Annotated in this window: 18 protein-coding genes and 1 pseudogene; 15 read left to right on the top strand and 4 right to left on the bottom strand. The window is 70.6% G+C overall.

Going from position 1 to position 17,964, the window contains the following annotated elements; genetic code table 11:
- Positions 1–42: 42 nt before the first annotated feature.
- The 5 genes from pafA to FHR33_RS45395 all read left to right on the top strand — a co-directional run bounded on the left by pafA (position 43) and on the right by FHR33_RS45395 (position 4,547).
- Positions 43–1,401: a Pup--protein ligase gene (pafA, locus tag FHR33_RS45415; protein WP_183661652.1), complete on the top strand. Its 1,359-nt coding sequence runs from the start codon at positions 43–45 to the stop codon at positions 1,399–1,401.
- 122 nt (positions 1,402–1,523) lie between these two features.
- Positions 1,524–2,423, top strand: coding sequence for an FKBP-type peptidyl-prolyl cis-trans isomerase (locus tag FHR33_RS45410; RefSeq protein WP_246453714.1), 900 nt, complete (start codon positions 1,524–1,526; stop codon positions 2,421–2,423).
- A 90-nt stretch (positions 2,424–2,513) separates the two neighbouring features.
- A complete protein-coding gene (locus tag FHR33_RS45405; RefSeq protein WP_183661648.1) occupies positions 2,514–3,404 on the top strand; it encodes an FKBP-type peptidyl-prolyl cis-trans isomerase in 891 nt (296 codons plus the stop codon).
- Positions 3,405–3,424: 20 nt separating this feature from the next.
- Positions 3,425–4,060, top strand: coding sequence for a helix-turn-helix transcriptional regulator (locus FHR33_RS45400; protein WP_183661646.1), 636 nt, complete (start codon positions 3,425–3,427; stop codon positions 4,058–4,060).
- Positions 4,061–4,073: 13 nt separating this feature from the next.
- Positions 4,074–4,547, top strand: coding sequence for a DUF3291 domain-containing protein (locus FHR33_RS45395; protein ID WP_246453713.1), 474 nt, complete (start codon positions 4,074–4,076; stop codon positions 4,545–4,547).
- 39 nt (positions 4,548–4,586) lie between these two features.
- On the opposite strand, the gene FHR33_RS45390 is transcribed toward FHR33_RS45395, so the two are convergent.
- A complete protein-coding gene (locus tag FHR33_RS45390) occupies positions 4,587–5,759 on the bottom strand; it encodes a monooxygenase (RefSeq protein WP_183661642.1) in 1,173 nt (390 codons plus the stop codon).
- Between the two features lie 58 nt (positions 5,760–5,817).
- Entirely contained in the window at positions 5,818–6,876 is a 1,059-nt protein-coding gene (locus FHR33_RS45385; protein WP_183661640.1) for a DUF3866 family protein, read from the bottom strand.
- A gap of 39 nt (positions 6,877–6,915) precedes the next feature.
- Between FHR33_RS45385 and FHR33_RS51300 the strand changes: the two are divergent.
- The 10 genes and pseudogenes from FHR33_RS51300 to FHR33_RS45340 form a co-directional block, all read left to right on the top strand.
- Positions 6,916–7,449, top strand: a pseudogene (locus FHR33_RS51300) (helix-turn-helix transcriptional regulator); the annotation flags it as partial.
- 158 nt (positions 7,450–7,607) lie between these two features.
- On the top strand, positions 7,608–7,865 hold the full coding sequence (locus tag FHR33_RS53715) for a WCX domain-containing protein (protein WP_446685817.1): 258 nt from the start codon (positions 7,608–7,610) through the stop codon (positions 7,863–7,865).
- Positions 7,862–8,830 (top strand): helix-turn-helix transcriptional regulator, encoded by a 969-nt coding sequence (locus FHR33_RS45375; RefSeq protein ID WP_183661638.1) that lies wholly within the window; start codon positions 7,862–7,864, stop codon positions 8,828–8,830. Before FHR33_RS53715 ends, FHR33_RS45375 begins: the two co-directional genes overlap by 4 nt.
- A gap of 247 nt (positions 8,831–9,077) precedes the next feature.
- The gene (gene tatA, locus FHR33_RS45370) at positions 9,078–9,395 is read left to right on the top strand and encodes a Sec-independent protein translocase subunit TatA (protein ID WP_183661636.1); all 318 of its coding nucleotides are present in this window, start codon (positions 9,078–9,080) and stop codon (positions 9,393–9,395) included.
- A 30-nt stretch (positions 9,396–9,425) separates the two neighbouring features.
- Complete coding sequence (tatC, locus tag FHR33_RS45365; RefSeq protein WP_183661630.1) at positions 9,426–10,259, top strand: twin-arginine translocase subunit TatC; 834 nt, start codon at positions 9,426–9,428, stop codon at positions 10,257–10,259.
- Positions 10,260–10,262: 3 nt separating this feature from the next.
- On the top strand, positions 10,263–11,123 hold the full coding sequence (locus FHR33_RS45360; RefSeq protein WP_183661627.1) for a diacylglycerol/lipid kinase family protein: 861 nt from the start codon (positions 10,263–10,265) through the stop codon (positions 11,121–11,123).
- Positions 11,124–11,172: 49 nt separating this feature from the next.
- The gene (locus tag FHR33_RS45355) at positions 11,173–11,943 is read left to right on the top strand and encodes an FHA domain-containing protein (RefSeq protein ID WP_183661620.1); all 771 of its coding nucleotides are present in this window, start codon (positions 11,173–11,175) and stop codon (positions 11,941–11,943) included.
- 2 nt (positions 11,944–11,945) lie between these two features.
- Entirely contained in the window at positions 11,946–12,302 is a 357-nt protein-coding gene (locus tag FHR33_RS45350; protein ID WP_183661618.1) for a hypothetical protein, read from the top strand.
- Between the two features lie 169 nt (positions 12,303–12,471).
- Positions 12,472–15,201 (top strand): DEAD/DEAH box helicase, encoded by a 2,730-nt coding sequence (locus tag FHR33_RS45345; RefSeq protein WP_183661616.1) that lies wholly within the window; start codon positions 12,472–12,474, stop codon positions 15,199–15,201.
- A 483-nt stretch (positions 15,202–15,684) separates the two neighbouring features.
- Complete coding sequence (locus tag FHR33_RS45340; RefSeq protein ID WP_183661613.1) at positions 15,685–15,855, top strand: hypothetical protein; 171 nt, start codon at positions 15,685–15,687, stop codon at positions 15,853–15,855.
- Between the two features lie 105 nt (positions 15,856–15,960).
- On the opposite strand, the gene FHR33_RS45335 is transcribed toward FHR33_RS45340, so the two are convergent.
- Positions 15,961–16,335, bottom strand: a complete 375-nt coding sequence (locus tag FHR33_RS45335; RefSeq protein ID WP_183661611.1) for a VOC family protein — start codon at positions 16,333–16,335, stop codon at positions 15,961–15,963.
- Positions 16,336–16,494: 159 nt separating this feature from the next.
- The gene (locus FHR33_RS45330; RefSeq protein WP_183661609.1) at positions 16,495–17,928 is read right to left on the bottom strand and encodes an RNB domain-containing ribonuclease; all 1,434 of its coding nucleotides are present in this window, start codon (positions 17,926–17,928) and stop codon (positions 16,495–16,497) included.
- Between the last annotated feature and the right edge of the window lie 36 nt (positions 17,929–17,964).

The raw sequence follows: 17,964 nt of genomic DNA, 5'->3' as shown, positions 1-17,964 counted from the left end.
AGATCTCTCCCGCTGGCCATTTCGGGGAACTAGTGTGAGGTGATGGATCGTCGCATCTTCGGGCTGGAGAACGAGTACGGCGTGACCTGCACGTTCAGGGGGCAGCGCAGGCTGTCGCCTGACGAGGTCGCTCGTTACCTGTTCCGCCGGGTCGTCTCCTGGGGCCGATCGAGCAATGTCTTCCTCCGCAACGGCGCGCGTCTCTACCTCGACGTGGGCAGCCACCCCGAGTACGCAACACCAGAGTGTGACAACGTCATCGAGCTCGTCACCCACGACAAGGCGGGCGAGCGCATCCTTGAGGGCCTGCTCGTCGACGCCGAGAAGCGGCTGCGCGAAGAGGGCATCGCGGGTGACATCTACCTGTTCAAGAACAACACCGACTCGGCCGGCAACTCCTACGGCTGTCACGAGAACTATCTGGTCGGCAGACACGGTGAGTTCGGCCGCCTGGCCGACGTGCTGATCCCGTTCCTGGTCACCAGGCAGATCATCTGCGGCGCGGGCAAGGTGCTGCAGACGCCGCGCGGCGCCGTCTACTGCGTCTCCCAGCGGGCCGAGCACATCTGGGAGGGCGTCTCCAGCGCCACGACCAGGTCCAGGCCCATCATCAACACGCGCGATGAGCCGCACGCCGACGCCGAGCGCTTCCGCAGGCTGCACGTCATCGTCGGCGACTCCAACATGAGCGAGGCGACCATGCTGCTCAAGGTCGGCGCCACCGACCTGGTGCTGCGCATGATCGAGGCGGGCACGGTGATGCGCGACCTGTCGCTGGAGAACCCGATCAGGGCCATCCGCGAGGTCTCCCACGACATGACGGGACGCCGCAGGGTGCGCCTGGCCAACGGGCGCGAGGCCTCCTCGCTGGAGATCCAGCAGGAGTACCTCACCAAGGCCAAGGACTTCGTCGACAGGCGCGGTGGCGACGCCATCGCCCGCAGGGTGCTGGAGCTGTGGGAGCGCACCCTGCGCGCGGTCGAGACCGGCAACCTCGACCTCGTCTCCCGCGAGATCGACTGGGTGACGAAGTACCAGCTCATCGAGCGCTACCGCAAGAAGTACGACCTGCCGCTGTCGAGCCCTCGCGTGGCCCAGCTCGACCTGGCCTACCACGACGTGCACAGGCGGCGGGGCCTGTACTACCTGCTGCAGAAGCGCGGCGCGGTCGAGCGGGTGGCCTCCGACCTGAAGATCTTCGAGGCCAAGTCGGTGCCGCCGCAGACCACCAGGGCGCGGCTGCGAGGGGAGTTCATCCGCAAGGCGCAGGAGAAGCGGCGCGACTTCACCGTCGACTGGGTGCACCTCAAGCTCAACGACCAGGCGCAGCGCACCGTGCTGTGCAAGGACCCGTTCCGCAGCGTCGACGAGAGGGTGGACAAGCTCATCGCCGGAATGTAGGGAGCGTTTACCAGTTACTTATCAAGGTCGTACACGGGGGTCGGGTAGGGTGACGCGAACCTGTCCGACTTCCTTGAGGGAACTCCATGCGCCGCCGCCTGGCCGTACTTGCAGCAGTGCCTTTGATCTTCGCCGCAGCGTGCGGCACGCAGCCCGCCAGTGACACGTCCGCCGCGGCGTCGGGGCTGAAGGTCACAGGGAACGTGGGTGCCAAGCCCACGGTGACCTTCCCCGCCGGCGATCCCGCCAAGAAGTCGTCGATGGAGGTGCTGAGCCCCGGCACGGGCGCCGGCGTCGCCAAGGGTGACACCGTGTTCGTGAACCTGTCCGTGTGGAGCTGGGACGGCAAGCAGAACACGCTCGAGGGCTCCACCTACGACACCAAGAAGACCGAGCCGATCACCGTCAACGACAACATGCCGAAGGTGATGATCGACGGCTTCGGCAAGACCAAGCTCGGCGGCCGGTTCATGACCGTGGTGGCCAACGACAGCTACACCGAGCAGGAGCTGGCCCAGGCCAAGCAGAACGGCGTCGACACCTCCAAGCCGAGGGTCTTCGTCTTCGACCTGGTCTCCACGCTGCCCAAGGCCGCCCAGGGTGAGGCCAAGGACGTCAAGGTCAAGAGCGTGAAGCTGACCAACCCCGGCGGCGACGCCGCGCCGGTGCTGACGACCAAGACCTCCGACAAGCCGCCGGCCAAGCTGATCAACAAGACGGTCATCGAGGGCACGGGCCCGGCCATCAAGAAGAACCAGTCGGTCGTCGTCCACTACACCGGCAAGCTCTGGGGCAGCGACAAGCAGTTCGACTCCAGCTGGGGCAAGGATCCGTTCACCCTGCAGGGCGTCGGCACCGGCCAGGTCATCAAGGGCTGGGACCAGGCGCTCGAGGGCGCCAAGGTCGGCAGCCGCCTGCTGCTGGTGATCCCGCCGAACCTCGGCTACGGCGACAAGGACTCCGGCACCATCCCCGCCAGCAGCACGCTCGTCTTCGTGGTGGACGTTCTGGGCGCCTACTGACACGAAATCTGATAGACCGGTGGCCCGGTGGCAGAGTCTCTGCCGCCGGGCCATTCGTGTCCGACGGGGTGTGTCTCAGGGAGGACGTCCATGCGCCTGCTTCTGCTGCTGGTGCCGCTGGCGCTGCTGACCGCGTGTACGGGCGCCTCCGCGGGCGACGACCTCGACCTCAAAGTGGGCGGGCAGTTCGGGGCGAAGCCGACCATCGTCTTCCCCGACGGCAAGCCCTCTGCCGAGCTGCAGATCGACCAGCTCACCGCGGGCAAGGGCGCGAAGCTGGGCAAGGACGACGTGGCGATCGTGCAGTACACCGCGCACATCTGGGACGGCAGGGAGAACCGCCTGGTCGACTCCAGCTTCAACCGCGGCACACCCGCCGCCTTCCCCGTCGGCCGGCTGCTGCCCGGGCTGGACAAAGCCCTGCAGGGCCGGGCCGTGGGCAGCAGGGTGATCGCCGCGATCCCGCCCAAGGACGGCTTCGGCGCCAACCCGCCGCAGGGCATCGGCCCGGACGACGACCTGTTCTACGTGATCGACATCCTCGGCGCCCACGCCAAGGACGCCCACGCCTCGGGCATCGGCGCGCTGGGCGGGGTCAGGGTGAGCGGCGCGGGCCGTCCGAAGCTGGTCATCCCCGCCGGCGCCGCGCCCCGCGCGTTCGCGGCGAAGGTGCTCGCGCGCGGCGAGGGGCCGAAGACCAGGGCGGGGCAGCTGCTCGTCACCCAGCACGAGGGCGCGGTGTGGGGCTCCAGGAGGGTCTTCGACTCCACCTGGAAGTCGGGCCAGCCCAAGGCGTTCAAGATCGGCGAGGGCAGCGTCATCAAGGGCTGGGACCGCGCGCTCGTGGGCGTCCCGACGGGCAGCAGGGTGCTGATGATCGTGCCGCCCTCCCACGGCTACGGCGCGACGGGCCATCCGCAGTTCGGCATCACGGCGACCGACACCCTGGTGTTCGTCGTGGACGTGCTGGCCGCCTACTAGGGGCTCGTAGACTCCCCGCTGTGAGCGACCTCGAGGCCCTGGCCCAGCTGAACGACCCTGTCCGACGCAGCCTGTACGCGTTCGTGTCGGCCAGCGGCGGCGAGGTGGGGCGCGGCGAGGCGGCGGCGGCCGCCGGGGTGTCCAGGACTCTGGCCGCCCACCACCTCGACAAGCTGGTCGAGGCGGGGCTGCTGGAGGCCGGGTTCAGGGCGCAGGAGCGCAAGGGGCCGGGCAGCGGCCGTCCTGCGAAGGTCTATCGCAGGGCGCGCGCGGAGCTGTCGGTGAGCCTGCCTCCTCGCGACTACGGCTCGCTGGCCTCGGTGCTGGCCGAGGTCGTCGACCTGCTGGGGGGCGAGGAGCAGGCGGAGGAGGCCGCGCGCGGGATGGGACGCAGGCTGGCGGCGGGGCGCGAGGCCGACGCGGTGGAGGTGCTGCGTGAGCGCGGTTACGAGCCCTACGCGGAGGAGGGTGAGGTCAGGCAGCGTAACTGCCCCTTCCATGCGCTGGCCGAGCGGCAGCCGCTGCTGGTGTGCTCGATGAATCTGGCGCTGTGCCAGGGCCTGCTCGAGGGCCTCGGCCAGGATCCGGGGCGCGCCAGACTCGATCCGCGGCCAGGAGAATGCTGCGTCGCCCTTTCTAAAACCAATGAGAATTGACATAGTAGGGGTCATGCATCTCGCCCAGCTGAACATCGCGCACCTGCGCGCCCCCCTCGACACCCCCGAACTGGCCGACTTCGTCGCCAACCTCGAACCCGTCAACCTGCTGTCCGACGCCGCGCCCGGTTTCGTGTGGCGGTTGAAGGAGAGCGAGAGCGACCCGACCGCCACCGTCCAGCACGAGTACGGCGACCACCTGGTGATCAACTTCTCGGTGTGGGAGTCGCGCGAGACGCTCTGGAACTTCGTCTACAAGAGCCCGCACATGGCCGTGCTCAGGCGGCGCAGGGAGTGGTTCCTGCGCATCGCCGACCCCTACAGCGTGATGTGGTGGGTCCCCGAGGGGACGATCCCCTCGCTGGCCGAAGGCATGGCGCGCCTTGAGCGCCTCAGGGCCGAGGGGCCCGGCCCCGAGGCGTTCACCTTCAAGGACTTCTACTGCTCACGAGAAACGTGCTCACCAGCCGCCATGCAACCGTTGTGATGGCCGGTCACCGCGATGGCGGCCGGTGTCGCACGTTTCTCATGAGGCCACCACGATGCCCAGGCACATCTCGTCCTGGGTGCCCTCGCCCCAGACCACGTAGCGCGGCGGCAGGTCGCGCAGCAGCGGCAGCTGGGCGCGCAGCGAGGCGTCGTGGGTGCAGGTGGTGCGGATCGTGTCGCCGGGTCTGACGGTGACAGGCTCGGCCAGCGGCTGCAGCGCCTGGTTGTCGAAGTCGTAGCGCGGCACGTCGAGCAGGGTCCGCGCGCCTGGTTTGCCGGGGTTCAGCTCCACCTTGATGGAGCGGCCCAGCAGGTGCATGTGGCCCGCCAGGGCGTGCAGCGTGGCGGGCTCCTGGACCGGCATGTCGCAGTGCTGGGTGGGTCCCGGTGCGGGTTCGCCTCCCGAACACCACTTCACCAGTGCGGTGGTCTGCTCCTTGGCGTCCAGGCTGAAGCGCCTGCTCACGTCGGCGATGGCGGCCTCGCGCTCGCACAGCGCGCCCTTCTCCTCCGCCGTGCACGGCAGCTCGATGGGGGCCATGAACAGCTCGGTGCGCAGCGGCGTCAGCTTGCCGGTGGTGAGGCGCAGCCTGACACTCGACTGGTCGTCGCCCGCTGGACGGTCGCCGATGGCCAGCGTGCTGTAGTGCACCTGCATGATCAGCGCGCTGCCGGCGGCCATCGGGTAGCCGAGCTTCGGATCGAGCAGGATCTCGCTGGTGCCGGGCGCCCAGTGGCCGATCCAGTCGGCCTCGCCCACCCCCGCGTCGCCGAAGCAGCCCCAGCCCTCGCCAGGCTCCTCGGCGTCGTGGGCGCGCACGTCCGCCACCTTGTCGGCGTCCACCCTGAACAGGATGGCGTGGTGCACCACGTCGCCGTTCTGCGCGGCGAACTGGGTGCCGGTCAGGAAGGTGTCGCCGTCCTTCAGGCCGGGGTCGATGAGGAAGCAGCGGTATTCGTCCGTGCCGCCGTTGGGCGGGTCGGGCGTGTAGGGCTTGGGCATCGTCAGCGTGACGAACCGCTCGCCGCCGCGCAGCGGCGCGGTGGCGGGTGCCGTCTCCGGGGTCCCGTGCAGGCCACTGTGAGCGCCGCTGTGCTGATCACCGGGCCGGGCGGTCGGCCGGTCGCCGCCGGAGACGGCGCCGCCCGCCCCGCAGGCGGTCAGGGCCAGCGCCAGGATCGTGAGCAGTGCGACACGAGTTCGCTTCATCACCCCACGATCCCCGCACGGAGGCGCCGTGTCGTCACTCCTCGGGAGGATCCCGGCTCTAGTCCAGAAGTGTGATCGCGTGCCGTCCTGCCGCCGCCGAGGCCAGGAAGTAGGCCAGGTCCTCCTCGAGCCCCCGACCCATCGTCGACAGCTTGACAGGCGAGTCGAGCAGCGCCTCGTACAGCCCGTCCACGGGCACGGAGACCAGCTCGTGCCGTACGGCCAGCAGCTCGGCCTGGTCGCGCACCCGCTCGCCGAACTCGCCCGGCAGCTCCGGCACGACCACCTGGGCGGGCGTGAGCGCCACCCTGCCGTAGGCGGTCAGCGAGTGGTGCGAGACGCCGATGTGCCGCTCGCGTCTGTCCCCCTCGCTGATCCGCAGCGCCGCGACCGGGCGGCCGCCCAGCACGGCCGCGGCGTTGACCGCCTCGCCCGCCGACACCCCCGAAAAGCCCCACCTGGTGCCGGTGCCGAGGTTGCCGGGGCCCTGCGTGACGATCGCCACGTCGGCCTCCAGCACGTGCCTGGTGGCCAGCAGGCCGGTGTGGGTGGTGACGGCCTCCACGTCTCCGCCGAAGGACTGGCCCACGGTGACCACGCCGGCCAGCCAGCCGATCTCGCGCAGTTTCGCGCAGGCCATGGAGAACCAGGCGGGAAGCGCGCCGCCGTCGAGCATCACGTAGGCGACCCTGGGTCTCGGCCGCATCCCGCACAGGATCGGCGGCAGCGCCGAGTGCAGGTCGGCCACCACGACGGGCATCCCGTCGAGGGAGTCGGCCTCGCGCAACAGCTCGTGGAAGGGGGAGTCCTGCTCGTCCGCGCCGAGCACGGTGGCCTGCATCGGGGTGTAGCGTGCCTTCACCAGGTGGCCCGGACCTTCAGGATCTTCCGGCAATCTGTTCGGGACGGCCACCACCATGGCGTAACCTCCCGTACCGAGACCCATCGCGAGTGCGGTCGTGTTGAGCAGCACCTCGTCACCCGGTTCAGGACGCCCCACCAGTGGGGGATAGGCCAGCGCCCTGCAGGTCCCCTCGGGGACGGTGACCTCGAGCTCCACAGCTCCCGGCCACTCGCGCCGGATCCGGACAACCTCGCCCTTGCGCCATCTGATCACGGAGGCAGGGTAGCGTCGAACGAGTGAGGAGAAGGGCAGATGTCGCGCCGTAAGACAGAGCGGTTGCTCAATCTTGTGATCTGCCTGCTCGCGACGCGCCGGCCGCTGTCGGCCGAGCAGATCCGCCAGGCCGTGCCCGGCTACGACCGCGACGGCGACGAGGCCTTCCAGCGGATGTTCGAGCGCGACAAGAACGAGCTGCGCGAGATCGGCATCCCCATCGAGGTCCACCGCGACCCGTGGGAGGACGAGCCCGGCTACCGCATCCAGCGCGAGGCCTACGAGCTGCCGGAGATCACGCTGGAGCCCGACGAGGCGGCCGTGCTCGGCCTGGCCGCGCAGGTGTGGCAGCGCGCCAGCCTGGCCGAGGCGGCCAGCGGGGCGCTGCTGAAGCTGCGCGCGGGCGGCGTCGCCACCGACGCGGGGCCCGGCGAGGCGCTGGAGCTGCGCGTCGACACGCGCGACCCCTCCTTCCCCGCGCTGTGGGAGGCGGTGCGCGACAGGCGCGTCGTCAGGTTCGACTACCGCCCCGCCGCGGGCGAGTCGGTGCGCACGCGCACGGTCGAGCCGTGGGGCGTCATCAGCCGCAGGGGCAAGTGGTACGTGGCCGGCTTCGACCGCGACAGGCAGGGCCCCCCCGCGTCTTCAGGCTCAGCCGCATCACGGGGCAGGTCGCCCCGGTCGGCAGGCCAGGGGTGGTCGAGGTGCCCGAAGGGGTCGACCTGCGGGAGATGGTCGGCTTCCCCGAGGAGGCGATGCAGGAGCGCACCGCCGTCCTCGAGGTACGGCAGGGCGCGTGCGAGGGGCTGCGGCAGGTCGCGCGGGCCGTACGCGAGGGGCGCGAGGGATGGGACACGGTGGAGCTGGTCTTCGCCGACCCCGAGCGGCTGGCGGGATGGATCGCCAGCCTGGGCGCCGACGTGAGGGTGGTGGGGCCGCCCGACGCGAGGGAGGCCGTGATCGCACGACTGAAGGGGGCGCTGGCATGAGTTCGACGGCGGATCGGCTGCCGAGGCTGCTGGCGCTGGTGCCGTACCTGATGTCCCACCCCGGGGCGCAGGTCGACGAGGTGGCCGCGGTGTTCGGGCTGAGCGAGAAGCAGCTCATCGACGACCTGCAGCTGGTGTGGATGTGCGGGCTGCCGGGGCACACCCCCGGCGACCTGATCGACGTCTCGTGGGACGGCGGCGAGATCATCATCGACAACGCCGACACCATCGCCCGCCCGCTGCGCCTCGGCATCGACGAGGCCAGCGCGCTGCTGGTGGCGCTGCGGATGCTGGCGGCCACCCCCGAGCTGGCCGAGTTCGCCCACGGCGACGCGCTGCCCCGCGTGGTGGCCAAGCTGGAGCAGGCGGCGGGCGAGGGCGCGGCGGCCGTCAGCAGCCAGTTCGCCGTCGACGTGGAGTCGGCCCCCGACGCGGCCGCCAGGGTGCGCGAGGCGCTGACCGGCAGGCGCAGGCTCTCGCTGCGCTACTACGTGCCCGGTCGCGACGAGGTGACGCCCCGCGAGGTCGACCCGACCCGCCTGGTCATGGCCGACGGCCGCACCTACCTGGAGGGCTGGTGCTACAGGGCCGAGGCGATGCGGCTGTTCAGGCTCGACAGGATGCTGACGGTCGAGGTGCTCGACGTGCCCGCCGACCCGCCCGCCGGCGCCGAGCCGATCGACGTCACCCAGGGCGTCTTCAGGCCCTCGCCCACCGACGAGCTGGTCGTGCTGGAGGTGACGGCCGCGGGGCGGTGGGTGGCCGAGTACTACCCCTACGAGCAGGTCGAGGAGCTGGGGGAGGGGCGCATGCGCATCACGCTGCGCGCCCGTGACGACGACTGGACGCTCAAGCTGCTGCTGCGCCTGGGCGACACCGGCAGGATCGTCTCGCCGCAGGCCATGGCGGCCAAAGTGCAGCAGGAGGCCGAGCGGGCGCTGGCGCTGTACGCTCAGGCGTCATGAGCTGGATCTACGTCGCGGTCGCGCTGGGCGTGGCCGGCCTTGCCGTTCTGGGGTTCGCGACGGCCAGGGTGTTGACCGAGGCCAGGCGGCTGAGCGACGAAGTACGGCGGGCCAGCGCCCGGATTGCGTCCAGTGAGCAAACATTGCGCCTCCGAAATGGGGCGAAAGGGAGCCGAGGGGATGAGTCTGGGCTTCCGGCAGCGTACGATCGTCGGTGAGATTGCACCTCGCTCAATAAGGATGTTTCATGCCAAACCTCGGAGTGCCTGAGCTGCTGATCATCGCCTGCGTGCTGGTCCTGCTGTTCGGGGCCAAGAAGCTGCCGGAGATGGCGAGGGGCGTGGGCAAGTCACTGCGCATCTTCAAGGCCGAGACCACCAAGCTGCGCGAGGAGGACGACGAGTACAGCGCGACGCAGGCCGCCCAGCCCGCGCCCGCCCAGTCGCAGCCTCAGCCCGCCCAGCCGCTGGCCGCCGCCGCCCCCTCGCCCGAGGAGCAGGCCCGCCAGCTCGAGGAGCAGGCCGCGAAGCTGCGCGCGCAGGCCTCGGCCAACAAGAACGCCTGACTCACACCCCACCTCTCCAGGGACCGCTGAATGGCGCTGCTCAAACGGCCGACCAAGGCCACCGTCGACGATGAGGGGCGCATGCCCCTCATGGAGCATCTGCGCGAGCTGCGCAACAGGCTTGTCATCGCGCTCCTCGCGCTGGTCGTCGGCACCGTCGTCGGGTTCTTCGTCTTCGATCCCGTCTGGGCCTTCCTCAAGGAGCCCTTCTGCGAAACCGGCGCGGCCCAGCAGTGGCGTCCCAACCAGTGCACGCTGGTCGCGGGCGGTATCTTCCAGTCGTTCTTCACCACGCTGAAGGTCTCGGCGATGGTGGGCATCCTGGTGTCCTCGCCCGTCTGGCTCTACCAGATCTGGGCGTTCGTCACTCCCGCGCTCTACCGCAACGAGAAGCGGTACAGCGTCGCCTTCCTGGCCATCGCGATCCCGCTGTTCCTCGGTGGCGCCGCGCTCGCCTACATCATCATGGACACCAGCCTGGCGATCCTGCTGGGCTTCATGCCGGCCGACACCGTCGCCGCCATCCAGATCAACGAGTACCTCGACTACGTGCTGATCATGCTGGTGATCTTCGGGGTCTCGTTCGAGCTGCCGCTGATGCTGGTCTTCCTCAACGTCATCGGGGTGCTGTCGCACGCCACGGTGAAGAAACACCGCCGCACCGTCGTGTTCCTGATGTTCGTCTTCGGGGCCGTCATCACGCCCGGCGGAGACCCGGTCACGATGATGGCGCTTGCCGCGCCGATGGTGATCCTCTACTTCCTGGCCGAGACCGTCATCTACCTGCGCGAGAAGCGCAGGCCACAGGATCCCGACGCGCTGCTGTCCGACGACGAGGCGGCCCCGCTCAAGCTGGACGACTGACGGGTGGACCTGGCCCTCTTAGTCAACCCCGCCGCCAGGGGCGGCAGGACGCTGCGCCTGCTCGCGCCGCTGGTGCGCCGGTTGCGCCAGGGCGGGGCCGAGGTCAGCGTGATCGTCGGCGACGGCCCTGCCGACGCCCTGGACAGAGCCTGCACCGCGGTGGCCGAGCGCCCCGACGCCCTGGTGGCCTTCGGCGGCGACGGCCTGGTCCATCTGGCCCTCCAGGCGGTGGCCGGAGGCGAGGTGCCGCTGGGCATCATCCCCGCGGGCACCGGCAACGACTTCGCCGCCGCGCTCGGCCTGACGGGCCGCGACCCCGTCAAGACGATCCTGCGTGGTAAGGCGCGCGCCATCGACGCCGCCCGTGTCGGCCCCGACGAGTGGTTCGCGAGCGTGGTGTGCTGCGGCTTCGACTCCAGGGTCAACGAGCGCGCCAACGCGCTCACCTGGCCGCCCGGCATGGCCAGGTACCTGCTGGCCGCGGCCGGCGAGCTGCGCGACTTCAGGCCCATCCCCTTCAGGATCACCCTGGACGGCCGGGTGGTCGAGCAGGAGGCGATGCTGGTGGCGGTCGGCAACACCCGCTCGTACGGCGCCGGCATGCGGATCTGCCCCACCGCCGAGCCCGACGACGGTCTGCTGGACGTGACGATCCTCGGCGCGGTCGGCAAGGGCGCGTTCGTCCGCTCATTCCCGCGCGTCTACAGGGGCGGGCACGGCGCCCACCCGGCGGTCACCATGGTGAGGGCGAGGACCGTCACGCTGGAGGCGCCCGACGTGGTCGCCTACGCCGACGGTGAGCGGATCGGCCCCCTACCCCTGACCTGCGCCGTCTCGCCGGGAGCGCTGCGCGTCCTGATTTGAGTAGTGGGCTACTCAGGCGCTGTCCTGCCGGTCGGCTCACCATGGACGCATGCCTCGCCTGATCGTCATCCATCCCCCCGGACTGGAGGGGACCGTCCTGCCCGTCGGGGAGCGGCGGCAGGTGATCGGCCGCGGTTCCGCGGCGGATCTGCGCCTGGAGGACCCGCACCTCAGCGCCGCGCACGCCGCCGTCGTGCCCGTCGGGGGCGGCGGCGTCACCATCGAGGACCTCGGCTCCCGCAACGGCACGATGGTCGAGCGGGAGCGGGTCTCCAGGCCGAGACGGCTGCGTGACGGAGAGGTCGTACGGCTCGGCACCGTGCACGCCCGCTACGAGGACGACACGGGCGCGGGTGAGCGCGGTCATACGGCCGCCATGCCGAGAGCCGTCGCCTACCACGTCGGCAGCCAGGCGGCCCACCAGCTCAACAACGTGGCGGGCGACCAGTACAACCACTACATCGAACGGCGCGACAGCTTCCTGCGTCAGGTGGCCGCCTACCGCAGCAAGGCCAGGGCGGTGTTCTGGCTGGGCGTGCTGATGATGTTCGGCGGGGCCGCCGTCTACGCCTACTTCCTGCTCAGAGGGATGGGGGACTTCCAGAGCTCGTTCGGCAGCGGGCAGATGCCGAGGGATTTCCCGTTCGGGCCCGACGTGGGTCTCGGGGCGCCGATCGGGCTCGTCGCCTTCGGCGTGGGCTTCGTCGGCAACATTCTGTTCTGGATCGGGCTGATCATGCAGATCGTCGCGGCGGCGCGGGCGCGCAAGGTCGACGTGGATCCGAGGCACTCATGGAACGCGCCCGCCCTACGGAGGTAGCAGTGGTCTTCAACATCGGTTCGCAGCAGGGCAACATCAACAACGTCGCGGGCGACCAGACGATCCACGGCGGCCAGCAGGCCTTCGTGGGCGGGCAGCCCGCCGACTGGGCGGCCCGGCTGGCCGAGGCGTTGCGGGGGGCGGGGATGGCGGTCCAGGCGGCGCAGGCCGAGGCCGTCAGGGCCGAGCTGGAGAGCCCCGCTCCGGACAGGCAGGCCATCGCGGGGCGACTGACGAGCATCGCGCAGGCCGTCGGAGCGGTCGCGGGGGCGGGGACGGCGCTGCGCGAGCCGCTCGCCGCGCTGTGCACCTGGCTGGGGTCTCTGGGGACGCCGATCCTGCGGATGATCGGCCTCTGATCTACAATGTAAAGGCGCTTGCCCGGGACGCCCGCCGCCGCGACGGGCGTCCCGGGCCCAGCGCAGGGGCGGCCGGCGAAGAGCGCCGAGCGGGGTTCCGGCGTGCTCGAACGCGGGCCTGGCGGCTACCTGGCCTGACCGGAATGGCGGTTTCGGTAGGCTGGCGGGTATGACAACGCCAGCGGAACGCTACGCGGCCTTCCGTGACAAGCACGGGGACGACGGCGCCGCACTTCGATCGTTTCGGGGGCACTACGAGTTCGAGCTGGACGACTTCCAGCTCGACGCGTGCAGGGCGCTGGAGGCGGGCGACGGCGTTCTGGTGGCGGCGCCCACGGGCTCGGGCAAGACGGTGGTAGGCGAGTTCGCCGTCCATCTGGCCCTTGAGCAGGGGCAGAAGTGTTTCTACACCACCCCCATCAAGGCGCTGTCCAACCAGAAGTACAACGACCTGGTCAAGCGGTACGGCACCGCCAAGGTCGGCCTGCTCACCGGCGACAACAGCGTCAACGGTGACGCTCCCGTGGTGGTCATGACCACCGAGGTGCTGCGCAACATGCTCTACGCCGGCTCGGCGACCCTGGCGGGGCTGGGCTTCGTGGTGATGGACGAGGTCCACTACCTGGCCGACCGCTTCCGCGGCGCGGTGTGGGAAGAGGTCATCATCCACCTGCCCGAGTCGGTGCGCCTGGCGGCGCTGTCGGCCACGGTGAGCAACGCCGAGGAGTTCGGCCAGTGGCTCGGCGAGGTGCGCGGCGACACCACCGTGATCGTCGACGAGCACCGGCCGGTGCCGCTGTGGCAGCACATGATGGTCGGCAACCGCGTCTACGACCTGTTCTCCACCGAGGAGGGCGACAACCTCTCCAGGATCAACCCCACCCTGCTGCGCCTGACGCGCGACGAGGAGCGGCTGGCAGGCGGCAGGGGCAGGAGAGGGTACGGCAGGCCGCAGCGCTTCCGCACGCCCGACAGGGCCGTGATCATCGACAAGCTCGACTCCGAGGGCCTGCTGCCCGCGATCACCTTCATCTTCTCCCGCGCGGGCTGCGACGCGGCCGTCATGCAGTGCCTGTTCGCGGGCATCAGGCTCACCACCGAGCGCGAGAGCCACGAGATCCGCCAGATCGTCGACGAGCGCACCGCCCACCTGCCGGACGAGGACCTCACCGTGCTCGGCTTCCTGGAGTGGCGCGACTGCCTGGAACGCGGCCTGGCCGCCCACCACGCGGGCATGCTGCCGGCCTTCAAGGAGGTCGTGGAGGAGCTGTTCACCCGCAGCCTGGTCAAGGCCGTCTTCGCCACCGAGACCCTCGCGCTGGGCATCAACATGCCCGCGCGCAGCGTGGTCATCGAAAAGCTCGACAAGTGGAACGGCGAGACCCACGCCGACCTCACCCCGGGCGAGTACACCCAGCTCACAGGGCGGGCAGGGCGGCGCGGCATCGACGTCGAGGGCCACGCGGTCGTCGTCTGGCAGCCCGGCATGGACCCCATCTCGGTGGCGGGTCTGGCGGGCACCCGCACCTACCCGCTGCGCTCCAGCTTCCAGCCCTCCTACAACATGGCCGTCAACCTGGTCGGCCAGTTCGGCCGCGAGCGCGCCAAAACCCTCCTCGAGGCCTCCTTCGCGCAGTTCCAGGCCGACAGGGCGGTGGTCGGCATCGCCAAGCAGCTGCGCAAGCACGAGGAGGCGCTCGAGGGCTACCACGAGGCGATGCACTGCCATCTCGGCGACTTCCCCGAGTACGCGGCGCTGCGCCGCCGCCTGTCCGACCGCGAGACCGAGCTGGCCAAGCAGCGCGGGAGCGCGCGCAGGGCCGCGGCGGTGCGCTCGCTCGAGGCGCTGAAGCCGGGCGACGTCATCCGCGTGCCCGGCGGACGGCGGGCGGGCCTGGCGATCGTGCTCGACCCCGGTCTCAACCCGCGAGGTCACGGGCCCAACCCGCTCGTGCTGACCATCGGCAAGCAGGTCAAGAAGCTCGACCCCGCCGACTTCCCCGTGCCGGTCGAGCCGCTCGACAAGATCCGCATCCCGCGCAACTTCAACGCCCGCGCGCCGAAGGAGCGCGCCAACCTCGTCTCCACGCTGCTGGCCAAGATCGGCGATCGCGACCTCGGCAAGCCGCCGCGCGCCCGTGACCACGCGGTCGAGGACGAGGAGATCATCGAGTTGCGGCGGCTCATCCGCCAGCATCCCTGCCACGGCTGCGCCGACCGCGAGGACCACGCGCGCTGGGCCGAGCGCTACTACAAGCTGCTGCGCGAGACCGAGGGGCTGCGCCGTCGCGTCGAGGGCCGCTCGCACGTCATCTCCCGCACCTTCGACCGCATCTGCGCGGTCCTCGAGCAGCTCGGCTACCTCGAGGACGAGAACGTCACCACGGAGGGCCGCCGCCTCGGCCGCCTCTACACCGAGCTCGACCTGCTGACGGCCGAGTGCCTCAGGACGGGGCTGTGGGAGGAGCTCGACGCCGCCGAGCTGGCCGCGTGCGTCTCGGCGCTGGTGTTCGAGTCGCGCCAGGCCGACGACGCCAGGCGGCCCAAGATCCCTGCGGGGCGCGCCCAGGACGCGCTCACGGCGATGGTCAGGCTGTGGGGCGAGCTGGAGGGCATCGAGAAGGACAACGGGCTGTCCATCATCCGCGAGCCCGATCTCGGGTTCGCCTGGGCGGCCTTCCGCTGGACGAAGGGCCACACCCTCGACGCGGTGCTCTCGGACGGCATCAACGGCAACGAGCTGGCGGCGGGCGACTTCGTGCGCTGGGTCAAGCAGCTGATGGACCTGCTGGGGCAGGTCGGCAACGCCGCGCCTCCCGGCAGCAAGGTCAAGCAGACCGCCACCAAGGCCATGGACGCCATGCGCCGAGGCGTCGTCGCCTACTCCTCCCTGTCGTGAGCCCGCCAGAGGAGACCAGGCGATTCACCTGACGATCGCGAGTGACGGCGGGGCATCTGGAGTCCGGCGGAGGAGACTCTGCCGGGAGCCGAGGCACTCGCCTGACGAGCCTGACGTGACGGCGGGGCCGGAAGGCCTGCTGGGGTGGCGTGATGGAGGGACGGTCACCGGTGACCCCGGTGGCCTCGGCCAGGCTTCGCCGTAGCGGAGGAGACTCTGCCGGGTGCCGGGGGACTCGCTTGACGACCCTGACGTGACGGCGGGGGCCGGAGTCCTGCTGGGGTGGCGTGATGGAGGGGCGGCCACCGGTGACCCCGGTGGCCTCGACCCGGCCTGGCCGTACAGGATGAACACAACGGTGGCTGACCGGGCGGTCAAGGTGTTGTGGTAGGAGGTTCACTCAACGTCACCTTCAGGCCAGTTTCCTGGGTGATCACAGCGGAAATCCCCATGTCGGAAGGTATCCCCCGCCTGGAGGTTGGGATGTTCGCTCTGATCGCTGCCCTGCTGTTCGTGCTCGCCCTCGTCTTCGAGATCGCCGGTGTGGCGGTCGGCGGCCTGCTCACCGTCACCACCCTCGGCACCGCCGGTCTGCTCTGCGTCGCTCTCCACCTCATGGGCGTCGGCGCGGGCTGGAGCCCGCTCAAGAAGTGACCTAGGCCATCGGACATCGGACGGGCCGCGCGTGAGGTTCCCCCGGCTTCGCGCGCGGCTTCCGGCCGTCCACCGCCCGGACCGGCTCGCTAGAGACCGCGCTAGCTAGAGACCGCGCTCGCCCTTGCTCCGCTCGACGCAGAACTCGTTGCCCTCGGGGTCGAGCAGCGTCACCCAGCCGAGGCCCTCGGCGGTGCGGTGGTCCTCATACAGCTTCGCGCCCAAGCCGATGACGCGCTCGACCTCCTCGTCGCGCGTGCGCTCGGTCGGCATCCAGTCGAAGTGGATGCGGTTCTTCACCGTCTTGCCCTCGGGCACCCTGATGAACAGCATGCCGGGCAGGGGCGAGGGGGCCTCGACGAGCACCTCGGGGTCGCCGGGCGCGTCCTCGCCGGACAGCGGCCAGCCGGTCACGGTGCTCCAGAACGTCCCGAGCTCGTAGGGGTTGGCACAGTCGATGGTCACATGGCGGAGAATCATGACGGCCAGCCTAACCCCGGTTCTCACGCCGTCGCCCCGGCTCCAGGAAGGGGCGACGGCGCCTCAGACGGCGCCTCAGACGGCGCCTCAGACGGCGCCTCAGACGGCGCCTCAGACGGCGCCTCAGACGGCGGCGCAGACCACGCCTCGGGCGGCGGGTCAGGCGAGGGCGAGGGCGAAGCGGACCTCCCGGGTGCCGGGATCGGCCTGGGTGAGCCTGACGCGGACGCGCTGGCCCAGCGGCAGCGGCGAGCCGTCGCACCTGGCGATGACGGCGGGGTCGGTGAGCTGCACCTGACCGCCCTGGCGGCGCTCGTCGGTGTCGATCACGACCGCGTCGAAGTCATGGCCGATCCTGTCGCGCAGCACGAACGCCTCCACGAGGTCGACCGAGGCCCGCTCGACGGCCCCCGCGCGGCGTCCGGTGGAAGACATGATCTCGGGAAGGTCCATCAGCCCCGCCTGGATGTCGCCGGGCACCGGCTCGCCCGCGGCGATCGCCAGGCACGTCTCGGTGGCGTAGCGGTCGACCAGGCGCCGCAGCGGCGCGGTGACGTGCGCGTACGGCGCGGCCACCGCCGAGTGCTCGGCCATCGCGGGCGGCTCGCCGTTGAAGGACAGATAGCCGGAGCCGCGCAGCAGGATCTTCGACTCGTTCAGGAACGCCGCCTGGGCGGGGTTCTTGGGATCCAGCCCGTGCACGACGTCGCCGTAGGAGGCGCCTTCGGGCCACGGCACCTCCAGAGCGGCGGCGACCCTGCGCACCTTGGCCAGGTCGCCGGGCTGCGGGCTCGGCAGCACCCTCAGCACGCCGATCTCCGCGTCGAGCATCATCGAGGCGGCCGCCATGCCGGTCAGCAGGGAGATCTGCGCGTTCCACGCCTCGGAGGGCAGCGGCACCCGGTACTCCAGCCGGTAGCCGTCGTCGTCGCGGACGACCTCCTGCTCGGGCGTGGGCAGCGTGACGCCGCCGCGCTCCCTCTCCAGCTCCAGCCGCAACCGGCCGACCTCGGCCAGCAGCTTGAGCGTGCCGTCGGCGGTGCCGGTGTCGACGGCGGCCTGCACGTAGTCGTAGTCGAGCCGCTCGCGGCTGCGTACCAGCGAGCGCTGCACGTCCACGCCGACCGTGCGGCCCTCGGCGTCGAGGTCGATCCGCCACAGCGCGACGGGCCTGGTCACGCCGGGCAGCAGGCTGGCGGCGCCCTCCGACAGCACCTGCGGGTGCAGCGGCACCTTGCCGTCGGGCAGGTAGACCGTCTCACCCCTGGTGCGGGCCTCCGCGTCGAGCGCGCCGCCCGGTCTGACGAAGGCGCCGACGTCGGCGATGGCGTACCACACGCGGTAGCCCGCGCCCAGTGCCTCGATGAACAGGGCCTGGTCCAGGTCCATGGAGCCGGGCGGGTCGATGGTGACGAACGGCAGCGCCGTGTGGTCCTGCCTGGCCGTCCTCGCGGGGCTCTGCGCCACCTGCTCGGCCTCCCGCAGGACGGCCTGCGGGAACACCTCGGGCAGCTTGATCTCGCGCCTGATCCGCTCGAATCCGTCGGCCAGCCGCGGGTGGACATCTCCGGACACTCGGATGTTCGTGGTCACCCGGTCAACTTATCCCCTGACACCCTGCGGTGCCCC

The organism is Nonomuraea dietziae (assembly GCF_014195505.1).
Taxonomy (GTDB): Bacteria; Actinomycetota; Actinomycetes; order Streptosporangiales; family Streptosporangiaceae; genus Nonomuraea; species Nonomuraea roseola.
Note: the sequence above shows the minus strand (reverse complement) of the source record. Positions and strands in the feature narration are given on the sequence as shown.